Source organism: Bradyrhizobium sp. SRL28 (assembly GCF_018596315.1).
GTDB lineage: Bacteria > Pseudomonadota > Alphaproteobacteria > Rhizobiales > Xanthobacteraceae > Bradyrhizobium.
Genome location: NZ_JAHEAG010000010.1, coordinates 169,475 through 187,821, shown reverse-complemented (window position 1 = coordinate 187,821; position 18,347 = coordinate 169,475). Strand labels below are relative to the sequence as shown.

The 18,347-nt window shown below is 60.7% G+C and carries 20 protein-coding genes and 1 pseudogene; 4 read left to right on the top strand and 17 right to left on the bottom strand.

Features of this window, described 5'->3' with window-relative positions; translation table 11 throughout:
• Nucleotides 1-18: 18 nt before the first annotated feature.
• A complete protein-coding gene (locus KIP88_RS21685) occupies nt 19-753 on the bottom strand; it encodes a Crp/Fnr family transcriptional regulator (RefSeq protein ID WP_214489996.1) in 735 nt (244 codons plus the stop codon).
• A 261-nt stretch (nt 754-1,014) separates the two neighbouring features.
• On the opposite strand from KIP88_RS21685, the gene KIP88_RS21680 reads away from it, so the two are divergent.
• On the top strand, nt 1,015-1,179 hold the full coding sequence (locus tag KIP88_RS21680; RefSeq protein WP_214489995.1) for a hypothetical protein: 165 nt from the start codon (nt 1,015-1,017) through the stop codon (nt 1,177-1,179).
• Nucleotides 1,180-1,195: 16 nt separating this feature from the next.
• Here the strand turns inward: KIP88_RS21680 and KIP88_RS21675 are convergent, their stop codons facing one another.
• The 6 genes from KIP88_RS21675 to KIP88_RS21650 all read right to left on the bottom strand — a co-directional run bounded on the left by KIP88_RS21675 (nt 1,196) and on the right by KIP88_RS21650 (nt 6,855).
• The gene (locus KIP88_RS21675) at nt 1,196-2,164 is read right to left on the bottom strand and encodes a tripartite tricarboxylate transporter substrate binding protein (RefSeq protein ID WP_214489994.1); all 969 of its coding nucleotides are present in this window, start codon (nt 2,162-2,164) and stop codon (nt 1,196-1,198) included.
• A 134-nt stretch (nt 2,165-2,298) separates the two neighbouring features.
• Nucleotides 2,299-3,138, bottom strand: a complete 840-nt coding sequence (locus KIP88_RS21670) for a phosphodiesterase (protein ID WP_214489993.1) — start codon at nt 3,136-3,138, stop codon at nt 2,299-2,301.
• A gap of 8 nt (nt 3,139-3,146) precedes the next feature.
• The gene (locus tag KIP88_RS21665) at nt 3,147-4,208 is read right to left on the bottom strand and encodes an ABC transporter ATP-binding protein (protein WP_214489992.1); all 1,062 of its coding nucleotides are present in this window, start codon (nt 4,206-4,208) and stop codon (nt 3,147-3,149) included.
• The gene (locus KIP88_RS21660) at nt 4,205-4,990 is read right to left on the bottom strand and encodes an ABC transporter permease (protein ID WP_214489991.1); all 786 of its coding nucleotides are present in this window, start codon (nt 4,988-4,990) and stop codon (nt 4,205-4,207) included. Before KIP88_RS21660 ends, KIP88_RS21665 begins: the two co-directional genes overlap by 4 nt.
• Nucleotides 4,991-4,994: 4 nt before the next feature.
• Nucleotides 4,995-5,810 carry an ABC transporter permease gene (locus tag KIP88_RS21655; RefSeq protein WP_214489990.1) on the bottom strand — a complete coding sequence of 272 codons (816 nt, stop codon included), beginning with the start codon at nt 5,808-5,810 and terminating at the stop codon, nt 4,995-4,997.
• 37 nt (nt 5,811-5,847) lie between these two features.
• Nucleotides 5,848-6,855 carry an ABC transporter substrate-binding protein gene (locus KIP88_RS21650; RefSeq protein ID WP_214489989.1) on the bottom strand — a complete coding sequence of 336 codons (1,008 nt, stop codon included), beginning with the start codon at nt 6,853-6,855 and terminating at the stop codon, nt 5,848-5,850.
• Nucleotides 6,856-7,044: 189 nt separating this feature from the next.
• Between KIP88_RS21650 and KIP88_RS21645 the strand changes: the two genes are divergently transcribed.
• On the top strand, nt 7,045-8,199 hold the full coding sequence (locus KIP88_RS21645) for a zinc-binding dehydrogenase (RefSeq protein WP_214489988.1): 1,155 nt from the start codon (nt 7,045-7,047) through the stop codon (nt 8,197-8,199).
• A 12-nt stretch (nt 8,200-8,211) separates the two neighbouring features.
• Here the strand turns inward: KIP88_RS21645 and KIP88_RS21640 are convergent.
• The 4 genes and pseudogenes from KIP88_RS21640 to KIP88_RS21625 form a co-directional block, all read right to left on the bottom strand.
• A pseudogene (locus tag KIP88_RS21640) lies at nt 8,212-8,961 on the bottom strand (enoyl-CoA hydratase/isomerase family protein).
• Between the two features lie 94 nt (nt 8,962-9,055).
• Entirely contained in the window at nt 9,056-11,449 is a 2,394-nt protein-coding gene (locus KIP88_RS21635) for a xanthine dehydrogenase family protein molybdopterin-binding subunit (protein WP_214489987.1), read from the bottom strand.
• Nucleotides 11,446-11,931 carry a (2Fe-2S)-binding protein gene (locus KIP88_RS21630; RefSeq protein WP_214489986.1) on the bottom strand — a complete coding sequence of 162 codons (486 nt, stop codon included), beginning with the start codon at nt 11,929-11,931 and terminating at the stop codon, nt 11,446-11,448. Before KIP88_RS21630 ends, KIP88_RS21635 begins: the two co-directional genes overlap by 4 nt.
• Nucleotides 11,928-12,809, bottom strand: coding sequence for a xanthine dehydrogenase family protein subunit M (locus KIP88_RS21625; protein WP_214489985.1), 882 nt, complete (start codon nt 12,807-12,809; stop codon nt 11,928-11,930). Before KIP88_RS21625 ends, KIP88_RS21630 begins: the two co-directional genes overlap by 4 nt.
• A gap of 176 nt (nt 12,810-12,985) precedes the next feature.
• Between KIP88_RS21625 and KIP88_RS21620 the strand changes: the two genes are divergently transcribed.
• On the top strand, nt 12,986-14,092 hold the full coding sequence (locus tag KIP88_RS21620; protein WP_214489984.1) for an LLM class flavin-dependent oxidoreductase: 1,107 nt from the start codon (nt 12,986-12,988) through the stop codon (nt 14,090-14,092).
• Between the two features lie 25 nt (nt 14,093-14,117).
• A complete protein-coding gene (locus KIP88_RS21615; protein ID WP_214489983.1) occupies nt 14,118-14,993 on the top strand; it encodes a polysaccharide deacetylase family protein in 876 nt (291 codons plus the stop codon).
• A 47-nt stretch (nt 14,994-15,040) separates the two neighbouring features.
• Here the strand turns inward: KIP88_RS21615 and KIP88_RS21610 are convergent, their stop codons facing one another.
• The 6 genes from KIP88_RS21610 to KIP88_RS21585 form a co-directional block, all read right to left on the bottom strand.
• Nucleotides 15,041-15,595 (bottom strand): flavin reductase family protein, encoded by a 555-nt coding sequence (locus tag KIP88_RS21610; RefSeq protein ID WP_214489982.1) that lies wholly within the window; start codon nt 15,593-15,595, stop codon nt 15,041-15,043.
• A 10-nt stretch (nt 15,596-15,605) separates the two neighbouring features.
• Nucleotides 15,606-16,832, bottom strand: coding sequence for an acyl-CoA dehydrogenase family protein (locus KIP88_RS21605; protein ID WP_214489981.1), 1,227 nt, complete (start codon nt 16,830-16,832; stop codon nt 15,606-15,608).
• Between the two features lie 194 nt (nt 16,833-17,026).
• Nucleotides 17,027-17,455 carry a GNAT family N-acetyltransferase gene (locus KIP88_RS21600; protein WP_214490059.1) on the bottom strand — a complete coding sequence of 143 codons (429 nt, stop codon included), beginning with the start codon at nt 17,453-17,455 and terminating at the stop codon, nt 17,027-17,029.
• 50 nt (nt 17,456-17,505) lie between these two features.
• Complete coding sequence (locus KIP88_RS21595) at nt 17,506-17,808, bottom strand: hypothetical protein (protein ID WP_025589467.1); 303 nt, start codon at nt 17,806-17,808, stop codon at nt 17,506-17,508.
• Nucleotides 17,805-18,188 carry a hypothetical protein gene (locus KIP88_RS21590; protein ID WP_214489980.1) on the bottom strand — a complete coding sequence of 128 codons (384 nt, stop codon included), beginning with the start codon at nt 18,186-18,188 and terminating at the stop codon, nt 17,805-17,807. The genes KIP88_RS21595 and KIP88_RS21590 overlap by 4 nt, the downstream gene beginning before the upstream one ends.
• The gene (locus tag KIP88_RS21585) at nt 18,179-18,346 is read right to left on the bottom strand and encodes a hypothetical protein (protein WP_214489979.1); all 168 of its coding nucleotides are present in this window, start codon (nt 18,344-18,346) and stop codon (nt 18,179-18,181) included. The genes KIP88_RS21590 and KIP88_RS21585 overlap by 10 nt, the downstream gene beginning before the upstream one ends.
• Nucleotide 18,347: the final 1 nt, after the last annotated feature.

The following is an 18,347-nucleotide window of genomic DNA, read 5'->3' as shown; positions in this document are numbered from 1 at the left end:
GCGAGGCGCGTTGCCGGATTATTCGCCGTCGTGCCCGGCCCCCGCTTCCGCCGTCTCACGAAGCATCTCGGCATTCAGCACAACGATGGCACCGTGCTCGAGACGTACCCAATCGCGGCCTGCCCAGGCCCGCAACTGCTTGTTGATGCTCTCCCGGGTCATGCCGACCATCTCGCTGATCTCCTGCTGCGTGATCGCGATGGTTCGGCCCTGCGGCGCAGACGTGTGCTTTTCGGACAGGCGAAGCAGCGCGCTGGCCAGCCGTCCGGGCAGATTCTGCAGGATAATCTGCTCGACCTGATCGCTGGTCGATCGCAACCGCTCGCAGAGCAATTCGATGAATTTCATCGCCAGCGCCGGTTGATCTTTCACAAAGGGGATGAATTCGCGCCGGTCGATGACGAAGAGTTCGCAATTGCTGTTTGCGATAGCGTCGGTCGAGCGGGGTTGTCCGTCGAGCAGCGCGATCTCGCCGAAAATTTCCCCAGGCCCAACGATGTTCAGGATCGCGTTGCGGCCATCGGGCGAAGAAATGCTCATCTTCACCGTACCCGAAATGACCGCGTACAGGCTGTTGCCGGGGTCCCCCTTGGAAAACAGCGTGGCTCCCCGCTTCAGCGTGGAGTGCTTGGCGTAGCGGCAGAGCTGCTCGAAAGCCTCTGGCTCGAGGTCGGCAAAAATCGGGTGCTTGCGCAAAACCGATAGTTTGCTGCTCGAGAATCCGTGAGCTTCACCCGTCCTTTGTTGAGGCACGCCAGTCAAACTCCTGGGGGACACGGGATTGCAGCCCTTCCGTAATCAACGCAGGCCGGCATTTCAACCGGAAAGCGCCGCGGCGCGTCGATTTGGCGGTTGGAAACAGCCCATGCCGTAGCGGCAGAACCATGGCCGGATCGCACGACCGTTCCGGCGGACGGGATATTGCAGCAAAAAGCCAGCAAAACCAAATGGTCTTGCTGGCAATTCTAATCTAAGCGATCAGGGTTATTTCAGCGAAGAATTCGGACAAAGCATGTGAAGTCCAATATGGAGCCGGGCCCGCACCTCCTTGGCCGCCCCAAGCAGGGGCAAGGCTTCGAGTTTGGCAGTGAATTCGATGATTCGTTGCAGACAGCCCATGGCTTCCTCAAACAGCATGCCATGCAACTAGGGAATGCGGAGCAGCCCAGCCGCCTGTGACGCCATCTGCCGGCGGCTATTCCTTGGCGATTCCCGTTTCCCTGATCACGCGCTCATACTTGGCGAGCTGATCGCGCGTCATGGCGCGCAACTCCGCCGCCGAACTGCCGCGCACCGCGAACCCCAGCTCTTCAAGTTTGCGGCGTACATCGGGATCGCCGACAGCCTTCAGCACCTCGGCATTGAGACGGGCAATGATGTCCTTTGGGGTGCCGGCAGGAGCCAGAATTGCAAACCAGGAATTGAAGAAGAAGCCGGGCAGGCCGGATTCCGAGACGGTCGGCACATCAGGGAATTGCGACAATCTCTTCTCTGTGGTCACCCCGATCAGCCTGAGTTGACCGCCGCGCACGAGCGTTGCGACCGTGCCCAGGCCCTGGAAACCGATCGGAATCTGGCCGGCGGCAATGTCGGTTGCGGCTTGGGTGGCGCCCTTATAGGGCACATGTGTCAGCGATATGCCGGCCGCCGACGCGAACATCGCCATCGCCAGATGCTGCGGGCTTCCCGGCCCGCCCGAGCCATAATCGATCTTGCCGGGCGTCGCCTTCGCGGCCGCGATCAGATCCGCTGCGCTCTTAAAGCTGGCCCGATTGTTGGCAACCAGCCCCCACTCCACCGTCGCAACCAGCGACACCGGCTCGAAATCCCTGAGGATGTCCCATCGCATCTTGGACTGCAGGTTCGGCACCATCGTCATGATGCTGTCGTTGAACCCGCCAATCGTGTAGCCGTCCGGTTCGGCACGGGCGACGGCCTCCGCCCCGATCAGTCCTGACGCGCCCGGCTGGTTCAGGATCACGATCTGCTGGCCCATATTGTCAGCCATCTTCTGGGTGACGATCCGTGCGGCGACATCGACCGCACTTGCCGCGGCCAGCGGCACGATCATCTTGATGGGCCGGTCGGGATAACTCCCCTGGCCAATCGCTTGGTGGCTTGAGAACAGCGCGAGGGCCGGAATCAGCAAATGGACCAGACGCATACATTTCCCCCTGACCGGGCGGCCTTGCGCAATCGCAGCCGCCTCTCTTGAGGAAAGATTGCGCTCGAACTCACCGCTTTGCAATCGGTCCGGAAAATGGACTGCCCCCGGCAGCGAATGCCGACCAGCGGTGACTAAAGGAGCTTGCCGTCCGGTCCAAAAAACGGATGCGGCCCGTCGAAGGTACCTATGGGGACTTGATGGGTCACGACGGTGCCGAATCCCTCGCCTGGAAACCACGTATGAAGATGGAAAGCCGGCGGTTCGACCTTGAAGGAGGGTTGGCGCAGTTCGGCCAGATCGAGATCGACCGCATGGTTCGGGGCCGGGCAGATCGTGGTCGGCACGCCCGCAAACATGGTCAGTGTCGCGCGATGGACATGCCCCGTTGCGATCAACTGCACGCGGGGATGACGGCGCACGATGGGCGCGAGATCGGCCGCGTTAAGGAGATTCTGGCGATCCATGTGCCAAATGCCCGCCTTGAACGGCGGATGGTGCAGAAACAGCAGCGCCGGCCGGTCGATCGACGAAGCCAGAGTAGCATCAAGCCATTGCAGCGTGGGCCCGTCGAGTTCGCCATGCGGCTTTCGATGCACGCTTGAATCCAGCAACAGCAGATCGAGCCCGGCGACCTCGATCTTCTGGTTGAGCGGCCCGGATACGAAAGCATACGAAGCGGAAGGAAACGCGGCGCGCATCAACTCGCGTGAATCGTGATTGCCGGGAATACCGGCAAACGGAAGCTTGAGCGGTGCCAGCAGCCGCTTGAGATATTGATACTCCTCAGCCGTCGGCGTGTCCGCCAGATCGCCGCAGATCACCACGAAATCGGGCACCGGCTCGAATTCATTCAGTGCGGTGATGCAGCGCTCAAGCGCCTTGGCGGTATCGACCCTGCCATAGGCGAGCGATCCCGGCGGCTTGATATGGAGATCGGAAATCTGGGCAATATGAACCGGCTTTGGCGACATTGGCTTTCTCAGTTGTCAGGCGGCAGCAGACGAACGGCGTCCGGCGAAATCGACAATCCGATCCGTTCGCCGGGCTTGACTTGAACCGTATTCGGCGCGTCGACGGTGAGCAATCTATTGGATGCGCCACTGATGACCAACCGTTGCCGGTCGCCAATGAAGCTGACGCTGTCGATAATGCCGGAAAGCGACGCATTTCCAGCTTTCGTTACGCGGATGGTTTCCGGGCGGATCATCGCAACCGCCGCCGGCATGTCCACATCGCAATGAATTGGCTGCCGTCCGCCTGGTAACACGAGATGACCGTCCTCAATGGCCGCTTCGACAATATTCGCAGCGCCAATGAATTCGGCAACAAAGCGACTTCGCGGCGTGAAGTAGATCTCGCGCGGTGTGCCGATCTGAGCAATCGCTCCCTTCTGCATGACGACGACACGATCGCCAAGCTCCATGGCCTCGGACTGATCGTGGGTCACGTAGATCGTGGTGATGCCCAGCGCGCGCAGCAGGCGGTTCAGTTCGCCGCGCAGCCGGTCGCGCAACGCGGCGTCAAGCGCCGTTAGCGGCTCGTCGAGCAACAGGATGCCCGGCCGGATCGCAACCGCGCGCGCCAGCGCGACGCGCTGACGCTGCCCGCCGGAAAGCTGGTCGATGCGGCGGTTTTCAAGCCCGAAGATATTGGTCAGCGCCACCAGTTCGGCGACGCGTTCGGCGCGCTCTTTGCTCGGCACCCCACGGATCTTCAGGCCATAACCGATATTGTCCGACACGGTCATGTTTGGGAAGAGCGCATAGGACTGGAACACCATGCCGACATTGCGCCGCTCGATCGGCACCGCCGTCATGTCCATGCCGTCGAATAGCACCCTGCCGCCGGCATCGGGCACTTCGAGCCCCGCGATGATACGCAGCATGGTGGTCTTGCCGCATCCGGAGGGCCCGAGCAGTACCAGCGTTTCACCACGGGCGATGTCAAGCGTTGCAGGTTCGAGCGCGCGCGTTCCGTCGGCAAAGGTCTTGCCGCAGGCCTCGATACGCACCGAGGCGCCGTGTCCGGCCTGCGCACTCATCTCTTCTGCTCCTTCTCGGCAAACAATTGCATGGCAACCAGCAGCGGAATGATCATCACGAAGAAGATCAGCGTGTAAGCCGATGCCACTTCGAGCCGCATCGAGGCATAGCTGTCGGCAAGGCCAATCGGCAGCGTCTTGGTCAACGGCGTGTGGAGCATCCAGGTCAGGTTGAATTCACCGAGCGACAGCGTCACCACCATCAGGCTGCCCGCCAAGATACCCGGCAGAGCGTTGGGCACGATCACGTCGCGGAAGCGCCGCCACGGCGATGCACCGAGCGACGCCGCGCCTTCGTCCAGCGTCTTGATGTCGACGGTCGCGAACACGGCCATGACTGATCGCACCATGAAGGGCATGGTGAAGACGACATGGCCTACGAGAATGAATAACCACGAGCGGCGAAAATCGCCGAATCCCCCGTAGGTCAAGAGCAGTGCCAGCGCGATGGCCAGGCCGGGGATCGCCAACGGCAGGGTGATGATCTCCTCGACGATCCGCGACAGGCGCCCTCCCCGCACATGCAAGGCATAGGCGGCAGGAACGCCCACAGTGAGCGTTACCGCAAGCGTCGCAAATGCGACTACGAATGACAGCAGGATGGTGCCGGCATAGAGCTCCCAAACCTGCACGACCCATTGCAGGGTCACGCCGGACTGGATGCCGCGAAAGTAGTTCACCGTGACGCCGGCGGAGATCGACAGGATCGCGGGCACCACCAGGAATCCGGCCACGAGCAGGGTGAAGATGAACTGGCCGGCGAAGATCAGGCGATCGCGCATGGTCTCATCCAGCCGCAGCGACGGCGCTTCCGCTGAAGGAGCGAGCAAGCGCAAGAATGAACCAGGTGATGATGCCAAGCCCGACCGACAGCGCGGCCGAAATCGAGAAATTCGCAGCCAGCGTAAATTCGGTATAGATCAGCATCGGCAGTACATCGATGTTCGTCGCCAACGTAAACGCCGTACCGAATGCACCCATCGCGGTCGCAAAGGCAATCGCACCGGAGGCGACGAAGGCCGGCGCCAGCGCCGGCAGCACGACGTCGCGCTGTACCGCCCACGGGCCCGCGCCAAGCGAACGCGCGGCTTCTTCCAGGCCGACATCAAGCTTCTGCACTGCGGCCATGATGGTGAGAATGACGCGCGGAATGGAGAAGTACAGATAGCCGAGAAACAGGCCGTAGATCGAATAGGCAAAGACCAGCTTCTCGCCGAACAGGCGGTTGGAGAAATCGCCGATCAGGCCCTGTCGCCCGGCGAGGAGAATGATCATGAAGCCGACCACCACGCCGGGAAACGCCAGCGGAAAGGTCAGCATCGCGATCAGGACGGCGCGACCCGGGAAACGATGCCGTTGCAGGAACATTCCGGCGATCGTCGCCACGATAAGGGTCACGACGGTGGTCGCGGCGGCGAGCAGGACCGTATTGATGAGGGTCGCGCGGTAACGCGGCTCGGTCAGGATCGCGAGATATCCCGCGAGCCCCTGCGGGCCTTCCGCGCCGGTCACGACCAGCCGCGCCATCGGCAGCAGAAAGAATGCCACCGTCAGTACCGCTAGCGGCAGCAGGCAAAGCCAGACAAAGGACTTATGTGACATCAGAAGAAAGCGCCCCGACGAGTGGCGCCATATTGCCTCAGCGGACCTCGGCGAGATAGCGGTCGACAAAGCCTTTTTGCACGTTTTCCATCTGTCCCCAGTCGACGTTCTTCGCGCGCGCATAATCGCTGTCAGGCAGGAATTTCTTCTTCACAGCCTCGGGCAGCTCGATTGGCCGCGCCGGGCGGAGGTAGGCATTGGTCCAGATCGCCTGTCCCTTGTCGGACAAAAGATAATCCAGCACCTTCTTGGCCTTGTCCTTGTCGGGCGCGTTCTTGACGAGGCCGACGACGTAGGGAAACACCACCGATCCCTCGCAGGGGATCACGAATTCAAAATTGCCCTTTTCCGAATATTTCGCGCGATAGGCGTTGAAATCATAGTCGAACAGGATCGGCATCTCGCCGGAGACAACGCGGGCGTAGGACGTTTGCTTGGGAACGATCGGATCATTCTTCCGCAGGTCCTTGAAGAAATTAATCGCGGGATCGAAGTTTGTTTCGGAGCCGCCGAGCGCCAGATTGATGGCGACCGCGCCGACATATCCGACCGCAGCCGACGACGGATCGAGATAGCCGACCATGCCCTTGTAGTCGGGCTTCAGGAGGTCCTTCCAGCAGGCCGGCACCGGCTTGCCGCCGAGCGCGTCCTTGTTCACAAACAGGCCCAGTGTGCCGGAATGAATAGTGGTCCAGTAGCCGTCGGCATCCTTCAGGCCGGCAGGGACCTGGTCCCATTTCGCCGGCTTGTAAGGCTCGAGCGCATCCTGCGCTTTGGCTTTCATGCCGAAGGTCACGCCGAAATAACCGATATCGCCGACAGGATTGTTTTTTTCAGCGAGGATCTGAGCCAGCGCCTGGCCGGAATTCTTGTTGTCGTGCGGGATATCGTAGTTGAGATCGGCCTTGATCGCTTTCAGCATCGAGGCCCAGTCCGCCCATTCCGGCGGGCAATTGTAGCAGATGACGTCGGCCGCTTTGGCGGACTGCCAGGGCGCGATCAGCGACAGCGCGAGCAAGGCAAGTACAAAACGGGCGGTCTTCATGGGTCACTCCGGTTTAGGGCGGCAATTGACGATCTCATCACCAACCGGTGTGCAAGTATAGGCCGCGTATGAAGCTTTTGCGACAAGGCGTTTTGCTATGCAGCAAATGTCCCCGGCAAACGCCACCCGTATTCAGCAATTTTGTCGGCCGGCGATTTCCGGTAGCATCCGGCGCGAGAGGATACGCCCATGTACCAACCCTCAGGCGTGACGACATCGCCCGCGCTTCCCATTCCCGACCGGATGAAGGCCTGGGTGCTCGGCGACCCGGACCAGCTGTTGCTGCTTGAAAAACCTGTGCCCATCCCTTCACGCGCCGAAGTCCTGATCCGGATCGATGCGGTCGCGATCTGTGCAACCGACCTCGAAATCATTCATTCGGGGTCACCGGCCAGCATTGAAGGTGGCCTGCCCTTCAATAAGAATTTCACGCCGGGCCACGAGTATATGGGCACGGTCGCCGCGCTCGGGCCCGACGTCAACGAATTCAAGATCGGGGAGCGGATTAGCGTGGAGATCCACGCCGGCTGCGGTCAATGCAAGCGCTGCCGCCAGGGCATGTATACGTCATGTCTGAACTACGGGAAGCCCGAGAAGGGCCATCGCGCCAACGGCTTCACGACCGACGGCGGCTTTGCCGAATACGCGATCAATCATATCAACACGCTGGCGCGGGTGCCCGACACGATGAGCGACGCCGAGGCGACGCTGGTCGTCACCGCGGGGACCTCGATGTATGGATTGACGGAGTTGGGAGGGTTGGTAGCCGGCGAGAGCGTCGTGGTGATCGGCCCGGGGCCGATCGGACTACTCGCGGTGGCCGTTGCTAAGGCGCTCGGCGCCAGCCCGGTCATCCTGACCGGGACACGCAACGGAAGGCTGGCGATCGGCCGGGAGCTCGGCGCCGACCGCGTCGTCAATATTAACGACGAGGACGCGGTTAAGGTCGTCAAGCAACTCACCGGCGGTATCGGCGCGGACTATGTGGTCGAGTGCGCCGGCACCGAAGCAACGATCAATCAGGCTATTCACATGACCAATCGCGGCGGGAAAATCTGTCTCGCCGCGTTTCCGCACGACCCAGTCACGATGGATCTCGCGCATCTCGTGAAAAACAATATATATGCCTACGGAATTCGTGGCGAAGGCCGCAGCGCCACCCGGCGCGCCATGGCGCTGATGGCGGAGAAGCGCTTCGATGCCACGAAGATCCATACTCACACATTTCCGCTGGCCGACCTGCCGACCGCGTTGCGCTATGCCCGCGAGCGCGTCGAAGATGCGATCAAGGTAGTCGTCACCAACCGGCAGGCAGGCGCGATCGCGAGTGCGGCAGCCGAATAGTGCGAACGGCAATCAACGCCCTTCGAACCCCGGTTCCCGCTTCTCCATGAACGCCTTGATGCCTTCCTGCATGTCCTGCGTCTTGAACAGCGGCAAGAGCTGCAGATAGACGTGATGCACATGATCGGGGAACGTCTGTTGAGTCCCATCCGCATCATGCGCTTGGCGGCCTGTACCGCCAGCGGCGCGTTGGCCGCAATCTCACGTGCCATCTCGCGAGCCCGGCCCATCAGGGCGGCATCCGGCACGACCTCGTTGACAAGACCCCAGTCGAGCGCTTCCCGCGCCGAGAGCGTGCGGCCGATGAAAATCAGCTCGGATGCCTTGGCCCAGCCGATCATGCGGGGCAAAAACCAGGTACCGCCTGATTCCGGCACCACGCCGCGCTTGACGAAGGCGGCTGCCAGCTTTGCCAATTCAGCCATGATGCGAATGTCGCAGCCGAGCGCCGTATCCCACGGCGCCGCCGTTCACGGCGCAAATTGTCGGCTTGTCCATGGCCTGCAGAACGGTCGGCGGCGTGCTGTGCAGGTCCAGCGAAGTTGCTGACGAAGCCGCACTGAGGCCATCGCCGCTGCGCTCTTTCCGCAAATCCAGGCCGGCGCAAAATGCGCGCCCGTTGCCAGTGAGGATGACGCAGCGAACGTCGCGATCCTCGTTTGCTTCGATAAGAAGCCGCGTCAGATCATTCAGCATGGGCCCGGAAATCGTGTTCATGCGCTCCGGCGCGTTCAGCGTGATGACCGCGATATGGTCAGCCACGTCATAAAGGACTTCATTGGATTCGGTTTGCGTGGTGCGTTAGGCTTGATCCAAATGGCTTCTCGTTCTGTCCGGTCGATCTTATTGCCGTGGTCTATATCCGCCCCAAGGCAGTCAGGATGACCTGAGGCGTCAGCGGAATTTCCGTGATTATTGCCCCAAACGGCCGGAGCGCATCGTTGACCGCGTTGGTTACGGCTGCCGCCGCACCTGCCGTACCTGCCTCCCCTGCGCCTTTCGCACCCAGTTCCGATTCCAGGGTCGGTGAAACCACATGCCCGACATCGATATCAGGCATTTCCCCGGACATCGGCACCAGATAGTCGGCCATGTTGGCATTGGTGAGCTGGCCGCGTTCGTCATACACGCATTTCTCGAACAGCGCGGCGCCAAGGCCCTGCACCACGCCTCCTCTGATTTGCTCATCGACCAACTGTGGATTGATGATGGTGCCGCAATCCTCGACAACCCAATGTTTCAGCAGCTTCACAAAGCCGGTATCGGTATCGACCTCCAGCCAGGAGGCCTGAACGCCATTGGTGAAGGCGAAGGGATATTCGCGCGGGACAAAGTGCCTGGTAGCCATAAACTCGGCCTGAATGCCGGGCGGCAGCGTATCGGGACGAAAATAGACAATACGCGCGAGCTCGCTCAAATCGATCCGCGGCGTACCATCGGCGGCATTCACGACACCATTGTTGACAATGTCGAGATCCCCTGGCGTCGATTGCAGCACGGCGGCTGCCACGTCGAGAATATTCTTGCGCAGTACTTTGGTAGCTTGAAGCGCGGCCTCACCACCGATACCAGCGCCGCGCGAGGCCCAGGTGCCTCCGCCATACGGCGTAATGTCAGTGTCGCCCAGAATAACGCGGACGCGATCCATCGAGACGCCGAGCACGCTTCCGACGATCTGTGCGGTGAGCGATTCCGATCCCTGTCCCTGTTCGGTGATACTTGTTTGGCAGATCACTGACCCCTGCGCGTCGAGCCGCACCGCAACCCCATCCTGCGAGGATATCTTCGCTCCGCCGACGCCATAAAACGCCGCACTGGGATTGGTAACCTCGATGAAGCTGGCGATGCCGATCCCACGATGGATGCCCTTCGCTCGCAGGGCGGTCTGCTCGGCGCGCAACGCGTCGTAGCCCATCATTTTGATGAGCTTGGCGAGCGATGCATGGTGCGACAATTGCTCGAAGCGCAAGCCGGACGGCGAGGCACACGGATACGCGTCGTCGGCAATCAGATTACGGCGACGGATTTCGATCGGGTCCATGCCGATCTTCATGGCCGCCAGATCGACCAGGCCTTCCGTCACCGAGCAGGCGATCGGGTGGCCAACGGCGCGGTACTGGCACATCACGTTCTTGTTCTGGAACACGACGCGGGCCCGGGCACGATAATTCCTGGTCAGATAGGGACCACCGACGAGATTGACGACCTGATTGGCCTCGATCGCGCTGGTGCGCGGATACATCGAATAGGGTCCGATGCCCGTAAGATCGTCGATCTCGAATGCCGTGATAGTGCCATCGCGCGTGACGCCGATCTTTCCCTTGCACCGATGGTCGCGGGCATGAATGTCGGTGTTGAAGCTCTCGACCCGGTCGGCGACGAATTTGATCGGCCGCCGCAGCAGCTTCGACAGCGCGTAAGTCGCCATCTCGTCGGCATAGATGTGGACCTTGATGCCGAAAGAACCGCCGACGTCCTTGCAGACCACGCGGACCTGCGATTCCTTCAAACCGAGATGGAGCGCCGCAATGTTTTGCACCATATGCGGCGCCTGCGTGCCTTGATAGATGGTCAGTCTCGCTTCCGCGGCGTTCCAGTCTGCTACCACCGCGCGCGGTTCCAGCGTCACGCCGGTATGCCGTCCGAAAACGAACTCTGCCTCCACCACCTCGTCGGATTCAGCGAAGGCCTGATCGACGGCGCCCGCGTCGTGATTGCGCTCAAAAGCCAGGTTGTCGCCGAGCGAGGCATGGATCACTGCTGTTGCTGGATCGAGCGCGGTGCGCATGTCCGTTACGGCATCGAGCTCCTCATACTCGACCGAGACAAGCTCCGCAGCATCCTCCGCCTGAGCGCGACTGCTCGCCACCACGGCCGCGACCGCTTCGCCTTGCCAGCACACGCGGTCAACCGCGATAGCGCTTTGCGGAGCGGATTTGAGGCCTTTCAAATGCGAGAGTACGCCGACCCACGGCGTAATGACGGTCGAGAGTTCGCTGCCTGAGACAACGGCGATCACTCCCGGCATCTGCTTGGCCGTCGAAGCGTCGATGCCATTGATCTTCGCGTGGGCATGCGGCGAGCGCAGGAACACGACATGCGCCATGCGCGGCAGCTCGATGTCGCTGACATAGAGCCCCCGCCCCTGCATCAGCCGGTCGAGGTTCGGCCGCGGCACTGTCTTGCCGATATAGGAGTTCGGACGGTCCAGCGCAGAAAGCGTTTCAGAATTTTCCCGTGCCGTTGTCATGTCAAGCGTCCGGCGCGCGCACGCGCTGTGGTCTCGATGGCGTCGACGATTGCCTGGTAGCCTGTGCAGCGGCAATAATTGCCGGAAAGATGCTCGCGAATCTGTTCTCGATCCGGACACGGCGATTGCTTCAGCAGATCCTGTGCCGCCATCAGCATTCCCGGCGTACAGAAGCCGCATTGCAGTGCGTTGCGTTCCCGGAATGCAGACTGCAAATCGGCAATCTCGCCGCTGTCGGAGACCCCCTCGATCGTCTCAACCGTCGCATTGTGCGTCTGTACTGCAAGCATCAAGCAGGAACGGACGATATCGCCATTGACGCGGACCGTGCACGCACCGCACACCCCGTGTTCGCAACCGACATGCGTGCCGGTCAGCTCAAGATGCTCGCGAAGAAAGTCCGCTAAGTTCAGGCGCGGCAGCACATTCGCTTCAACACGCTCACCATTAACATTCAGCGAAATCTCAACCGCAGCCGTCACGCTGATGCTCCCGCGCGGAGTTCAGGGCGGGCAAGCAGCGAAGAAACGCAACGCGCCAACAAGATCTTCGCCAGATGCCGGCGCATTGCGGGTGTCGCCTGATGATCCTCCAGCGGATCGAGTTCGTCATTCAATGCAGAAGCCGCCTCGGCCAACACGGCGGGCGTGATGGCGACATCGACCAGTTTGCCGGCAGACCTGGCTAGCAACGGGCGATCCCCGACGGCAAAGAAACCAAGGCGAAGATCGGTAAACCGCCCATCCCTGACGAAGGCCTGCGCTGCGAGACCGACGATCGCGTAGTCGCCCTGTCGACGGGCGAACTCATGAAAGAAATGCGTCGAATTTTTAGGGGGCACCGGCAACTCAACGGCGACCAGCAACTCTTGCGGCGCAAGCGCGGTTTCGTAGATCCCGGCGAAGAACCCGCTAGCGGCAATCCGCCGCTCGCCGCCTGGCCCGCGAGCAATGATGGTAGCGCCAAGCGTAAGCATGCAGGCCGGCAGTTCAGAAGCTGGGTCTGCGTGCGCAAGGCTTCCCCCGATGGTGCCACGGTTGCGGATTGCCGGATGGGCAACATGGGCAACCGCATCCGTCAGCAAGGGAGCGTGGGCTGCTATTTCCGGAGATTTCAGGAGATCGGCGTGGCACGTCAGCGCACCGATGGTGAGGACGCCTTCCTTCACCACAACTCCACGCAACTCGGTTAACGCGCCGATATCGATAATGAGTTCGGGCGCGATCAGGCGCAAATTCATCGCCGGCAGCAGGCTTTGGCCGCCCGACAACACCTTGGCCCTTTCGCCATGCGCGGTCAGCAACTCCAGCGCATCTGCGACGCTGGTCGCGCGGGCGTAAGCGAAAGCCGAGGCCTTCATGTTTGGTGTGACCTCCCCGGCCAATACTATCGGCATTTTCGCGGGATTAGACGGCTGAGACCGCCAAAGGTCAAGTTTGTTATAGAATGATTATTTCGACTTTGAACTTGTTTTCGAGCGACGAACGACGCACGTTCTGTGCCAAACAAAAGCCTGCCTTTGGGGAAGAGCAGACCATGAAGCTTGGGTTTTTTACGATGCCGATTCATCCTGTCGACAAGGATTGGCGGCTTTCGCTCAAGGAGGACCGCGAGGCTTTCCTGCTGGCCGACGAACTCGGCTTCACCGAAGCCTATGTCGGCGAGCATGTCACCGACAAGGCCGAGAATATTACTTCTTGCATAGCTTTCATCGCGTGGCTCGCAGCCGCAACCAGGCAGATCAAGCTTGGCACCGGCACCGTCAACATGCCCAACGCTCATCCGGCGGCGATTGCAGCCTCGATCGCGATGCTTGATCATATGCTCGACGGACGCCTGATCTTCGGCATCAGCCCCGGTGGCCTGCTGTCGGACGCCGAAGTATTCGGCAACCTCGAGGTGGACAGGAATGCCATGTTCCTGGAGGCGATCAATCAGGTGCTTCAGATCTGGGCAAGCGAGCCGCCCTATAATCTTCAGGGCCAATTCTGGAACATATCGGTTCAGAAGACCCTGATCGAGGACATCGGCCAGGGCTTCATTCCGCGCCCACTGCAACGGCCGCACCCGCCGATCGTGGTCACGGCGGTGGCGCCGTTCTCAAAGGGTGTGACGGAAGCCGCCGCGCGCGGCTGGGAGCCAATCTCGGCAAACTTCCTGATGCCGGCCTGGGTGAAAAGCCATTGGCCCAAATATGTAGAGGGATGCGAACGCGCCGGCCGTCCCGCGGACCCGGCGAATTGGCGCGTCGCCAAGAGCGTGTTCGTCGCCAAGGACGCAGCAACGGCGAAAGCCTACGCCACCGATCCGAATGGACCCTATGTTTATTACTATCGCTCGCTGTTCACCAAGCTGAAGCGCGGCGGTCGTATCGAATTGTTCAAAACGCGCCGCGATCAGCCCGACGATGAGGTGACGCTGGAGTCGATCTGCGACAAGCTGATCATTCATGGCACGCCGGAGAGCGTGGCCGACCAACTGCTGGCTTTTCAGGAGGAGACCGGGCCTTTTGGCACACTGCTCTATGCCGGCAAGGATTGGAAAGATCGCGAACTCGGACGCCAGTCAATGATTCTGATGGCCGAAAAGGTCATGCCGCGCGTCAATGCCAGCGCGTCCAGCTCCTCCAAGGCCGCCGAATAGTCCATCTACACCAGGAAAGCTTGCCGTGGCGCTGAGCGATCGCATCCCCTATCAAGCACAAGTCGACCGACCGAAGCTGACGCTTCCCGGCGGCAAGAAGCTTGCGGTATGGGTCATCCTCAATGTCGAGGAATGGCGGATCGAGAACGCCATGCCTCGCACGGTGCTGAGCCCGCCAATGGGGCAGCCGCTACTGCCGGACGTGCCGAACTGGTCATGGCATGAATACGGAATGCGCGCCGGCTTCTGGCGTCAGTTCAAGGCACTGACCGACCGCAAAATGCCGGTGACCCTGGCAATCAATGCCAATGTCTGCAATTCCTATCCGCGTGTCGCGTCAGCGGCGCTGGAAGCGGGATTCGAATTCATGGGGCACGGTTTCGTGCAGGGGCCGATGCACAAGGTCGAGAACCAGGCGGATGCCATTAAGCGCTCGGTCGAGACAATTTCGAAATTTGCAGCGAAGCCGCCACGGTCATGGGAAAGCCCCGGCCTCACGGAGACCGAGGAAACCCTTGATCTGCTTCGCCTCAACGGCATCGAGTATGTCGCGGACTGGGTGATCGACGATCTGCCGCAGGACATCGCCACGCCTCACGGCGTCATAACCACAATCCCCTATTCGGTCGAAACTAATGATATCGTCATCCACGCCCTGCAGCATCTGCCTTCCGAGCAGTTCCTGAAACGCTGCACCGATCAGTTCGACCGGCTATATCTCGAAGGCGCATCGAACGCGCGGATCATGGCAATATCGATTCACCCCTACATCACGGGTGTGCCGCATCGCATCAAGTATCTGGAGGCGCTGCTCGACTACGTCCTCGGTCACAACGGCGTCGCACTGATGACAGCCAGCGAGATCGGCGACTGGTATCGCGCAGAGATGGCAAAGAATTAGGGTCTACCGCAGGACCGCGAGGGATCCAGCTAGCTTCGGCGACCAGCTCACGAGGACTTCTTGCCATCCGCGGCAATAAACCGGCCGAAGCTGCCCCGCGCAAACAGCAGCGGTTCCTGCCGATTATAGGTGTAGGCTTCGACGGCGCCCAGGAAGATGATGTGGTCTCCGCCATAATACCGATTGGCCGCGCGACACTGGAAATTGGCGACGCTGTCGGTCAGCACCGGCGCGTTGCCAAGCCCCGGCGTCCAGCTCACGCCCGCGAACTTGTCGTCCGACGATTTTGCAAACTGAGACGCCAGTGCTTCTTGGGAAGCTCCGAGAACATTGACCGTGAAATGACTGGCATTCTGGAAGATCGTGAGTCCCTGAGAAAACATCCCCAGACTCCACAATACCAGCGGCGGATTGAGCGACACCGAGGCAAAGGAATTGCAGGTCACGCCATACGGCCTTCCATCCGCCGCCATCGCCGTGACGATGGTGACGCCTGTGGCGAAGGTGCCAAGTGCATTGCGAAAGTCCCGGGGATCGATCGCCGAGTTGTCACTGGCAAACTCGTTGGCCGGATCGGCTGGATGTTTGGGTGCGTCAGACATCCGCCAAGCCTCAGAGCGTCAGGTTTTCGGACGGCAGGCCAAGCGCCACACGTCCATAATTGGTTCCCGCCGCATCGAAATTGAATGCGAGGTGAGAATTCACCGCGTGAGCGTCGCGGAATTGCCGCTGCAGCGCGCCTGACGTGAACAGGCTACGCGCACCGCTTGCCGCGAACAACAACGAGACCGCCTCGGTGCAGAGGTTCACCGCGAATGCTCCGTCCCGCCGCAGCCTCGTCTTGCCTGCAAGGTCGGGAATGTAGCCCCGCCTCGCGTCAGCCATCGCATCGATGCAGTTCGTGCGCATGACGAGACGGGCCGCGTCGATCTTGGCGGATGCCTCCGCGATCTTGATTTGCGTTGTCTGCAGGTCGCTGAGCTTGGCACGATTGTAGGTCGAGGCCCGATACCGCGCGAACCCGACATAGTCATTCAGGCAGGCCTGCGCATTGCCCAAACCGACACCCGACAAAACGTAGGGAAACAGCGAGAACACCGGCAACCCGTACAGCGCATTTGGATTGACGGCGCTTCCTGGCGTCGGGCCACCGGTCAGATCACTGACCGCGACGGTCATGTTCTCCGCAACAAAGGCACCCTCGGCCCATACGTCGTTCGACCCCGTACCGCTGAGCCCCGTCGCGTTCCACGTGTCGTTGATCTTGTAGCCGCTCTTGTTGAGCAGGAATATCCGATATTCGATACCATCAGCCTCATCGTCGGAAGACACCACACCGGCAAGCATGTTCCAGTCGCAAGACTCGACGCCCGAGGAGAACGGCCAATGACCACGCAGGACGTATCCGCCATCGACCTTTTGGGCGCGGCCGGCTGGAAAGATGAAGGACGACGCGATCAACGCATCGGCATTCCTGCCCCAGACGGCGTCCTGCGCCTGCCGATCAAACATGCCCAGCATCCAGTGATGGCTGGCAAGATTGGCGAAATTCCACGCCACGGAAGCGTCCGCCTGCCCCAGCGCGTCGGCGCAATCGACCAGAGCGACATAGTCAAGCTCGGCACCTCCAACGCGTTTGGGTTGCACAATTCGGAACAAACCAGCGTCATGCAAATCGCGCTCGGTCTCCGGCGGCAGGCGCCGAAGCTCTTCCGTCTTTGAAGCACGATCGCGCAATTCTGGAATCAGAGCCTTGGCACGAGCAACCATGGCGACATAGCTGTCCGCGCCCGGCCCCGCGGACGAACCTGCATCCGGCTTTCCGCCGTCTCCAGCCATAGGTTTCCTCGCCTGCTCCGTTGCTTTGCGCCGCCCGAGCTTTGCCAGTCTACCGGCTGACCGCCAATGATCAAGGCGCAAGGGAAGCATGGCTACTCCACTACAGGGCGCCGGCCCCAAAAACGCAAAAAGGCCCGGCGGCCACAAGGCCACCGGGCGAGTTAAGCAATTTGAGGTACGCAACGGACGAGCAGCTACTTTACGTCCTTGCGCCAATAAAGCGTATTCGGCCAGGCCCAAGGGGTCCTGGGGCTGAAGAGGCGATAGCCTGCGCGAATAAAGTTGTTGGCTGAGTGCATATTATCTGTGGTGTCGGAGATGATCGAACACCACCCGTTCAGACGCGCACGCGCCTCCATGGCTCGCATCAGGCGCAACTGAAGCCGGTGTCCGTAATGCTTGCCCAGCACACCAACACGGCAAAAATAGCCGGCGTTAAAAACATGCGTGGACGGAATGATACCGGCGAAGGCGACCGGCTCTGTTCCGCGAAAGGCAAGCCACCAGTGCCCTTGATCGAATTTGGGAACGGGAGCGGCGTCAAGGAATGTCAACTGATGAAGTTCTGCGAGCGAGTCCGCAATGTCATCGTCACTCCCGTCAACCTCGCGAATCCGATACATCGTTGCACCTGAGTTCGTGCTCATCGTTAGTATTTCGGCACGTCCGCAGATCATTTTCCGAGCGTCGCCTTGATACCGAGCCACACGGCCCCGACGAACCCGGTTACGATCACCGTGATGACCGCCTTGAAGGTGTAGCTCTGTGCCTGCTCGACGCTTCGGCGCCAGCGTCGCAGATGCTGAAAATCCGCGCGCAACTCTTTACGGTCTTCCTCGTCGATTCCGAACGAGGTCAGTGTCGTCGCGACGGCTTTGAGAACCACTGCATCGATATCGTCATGACGAATCCTCTGCTGTTCGGCCAAGGTCTCGACGACGATGGCCCTGACATCCGCAGCCTGCTCCCCGGTCATCGCTTGATGATCCGCGCCACGTTCTCGAAACCCCGCTTGGCGAAATAGAACGACACCACGAGATTCGAGGTGATCGCCGCAAAGCCCGCGAGCGGATCGGTTGTGCCAAGGCCGAGAACTTTGTCCCAGATCAGCAGCTTGCCGAAATAGATCGTCACGAAATATCCCATCAGCTTGTCCGGCTCATACCAGTGTCCGATCTCGGCGATGCGATACTGCATGATGGCGTTGGTTTCGGAGACCTGCGCCGCGATCTCCGCAGACGCCGTTTCGCTCGCGATCTTTTCCGACGTATTGCCGGCCGCCAGCTTGGCCTTGTAACCGTCGATCAGGCCCTTGATTACGGGACCGCCGATGAAACTGATGATGGTCATCCACATTTGCGCGCCTCCAGCGTCATCCACACCGCGAACACGACCGCCAGCCCTTCGGCACCAAACACACCGGGACGGACCTGGTGGAGCTGGCTCGCCATCCAGATCACCCATGCGCCGGCCAGCACGGCCGCCCATGTCAGCAGGACGAAAGCGATCTTCATG

Coding starts and splice junctions, on each gene's coding strand:
- KIP88_RS21620 (WP_214489984.1), top strand. CDS start 12,986: ATGAAGCTTGGGTTTTTTACGATGCCGATTCATCCTGTCGACAAGGAT.
- KIP88_RS21660 (WP_214489991.1), bottom strand. CDS start 4,990: ATGCGCGATCGCCTGATCTTCGCCGGCCAGTTCATCTTCACCCTGCTC.
- KIP88_RS21645 (WP_214489988.1), top strand. CDS start 7,045: ATGTACCAACCCTCAGGCGTGACGACATCGCCCGCGCTTCCCATTCCC.
- KIP88_RS21625 (WP_214489985.1), bottom strand. CDS start 12,809: ATGAAGGCCTCGGCTTTCGCTTACGCCCGCGCGACCAGCGTCGCAGAT.
- KIP88_RS21590 (WP_214489980.1), bottom strand. CDS start 18,188: ATGTGGATGACCATCATCAGTTTCATCGGCGGTCCCGTAATCAAGGGC.
- KIP88_RS21635 (WP_214489987.1), bottom strand. CDS start 11,449: ATGACAACGGCACGGGAAAATTCTGAAACGCTTTCTGCGCTGGACCGT.
- KIP88_RS21585 (WP_214489979.1), bottom strand. CDS start 18,346: ATGAAGATCGCTTTCGTCCTGCTGACATGGGCGGCCGTGCTGGCCGGC.
- KIP88_RS21665 (WP_214489992.1), bottom strand. CDS start 4,208: ATGAGTGCGCAGGCCGGACACGGCGCCTCGGTGCGTATCGAGGCCTGC.
- KIP88_RS21600 (WP_214490059.1), bottom strand. CDS start 17,455: ATGTATCGGATTCGCGAGGTTGACGGGAGTGACGATGACATTGCGGAC.
- KIP88_RS21670 (WP_214489993.1), bottom strand. CDS start 3,138: ATGTCGCCAAAGCCGGTTCATATTGCCCAGATTTCCGATCTCCATATC.
- KIP88_RS21610 (WP_214489982.1), bottom strand. CDS start 15,595: ATGTCTGACGCACCCAAACATCCAGCCGATCCGGCCAACGAGTTTGCC.
- KIP88_RS21595 (WP_025589467.1), bottom strand. CDS start 17,808: ATGACCGGGGAGCAGGCTGCGGATGTCAGGGCCATCGTCGTCGAGACC.
- KIP88_RS21650 (WP_214489989.1), bottom strand. CDS start 6,855: ATGAAGACCGCCCGTTTTGTACTTGCCTTGCTCGCGCTGTCGCTGATC.
- KIP88_RS21605 (WP_214489981.1), bottom strand. CDS start 16,832: ATGGCTGGAGACGGCGGAAAGCCGGATGCAGGTTCGTCCGCGGGGCCG.
- KIP88_RS21655 (WP_214489990.1), bottom strand. CDS start 5,810: ATGTCACATAAGTCCTTTGTCTGGCTTTGCCTGCTGCCGCTAGCGGTA.
- KIP88_RS21675 (WP_214489994.1), bottom strand. CDS start 2,164: ATGCGTCTGGTCCATTTGCTGATTCCGGCCCTCGCGCTGTTCTCAAGC.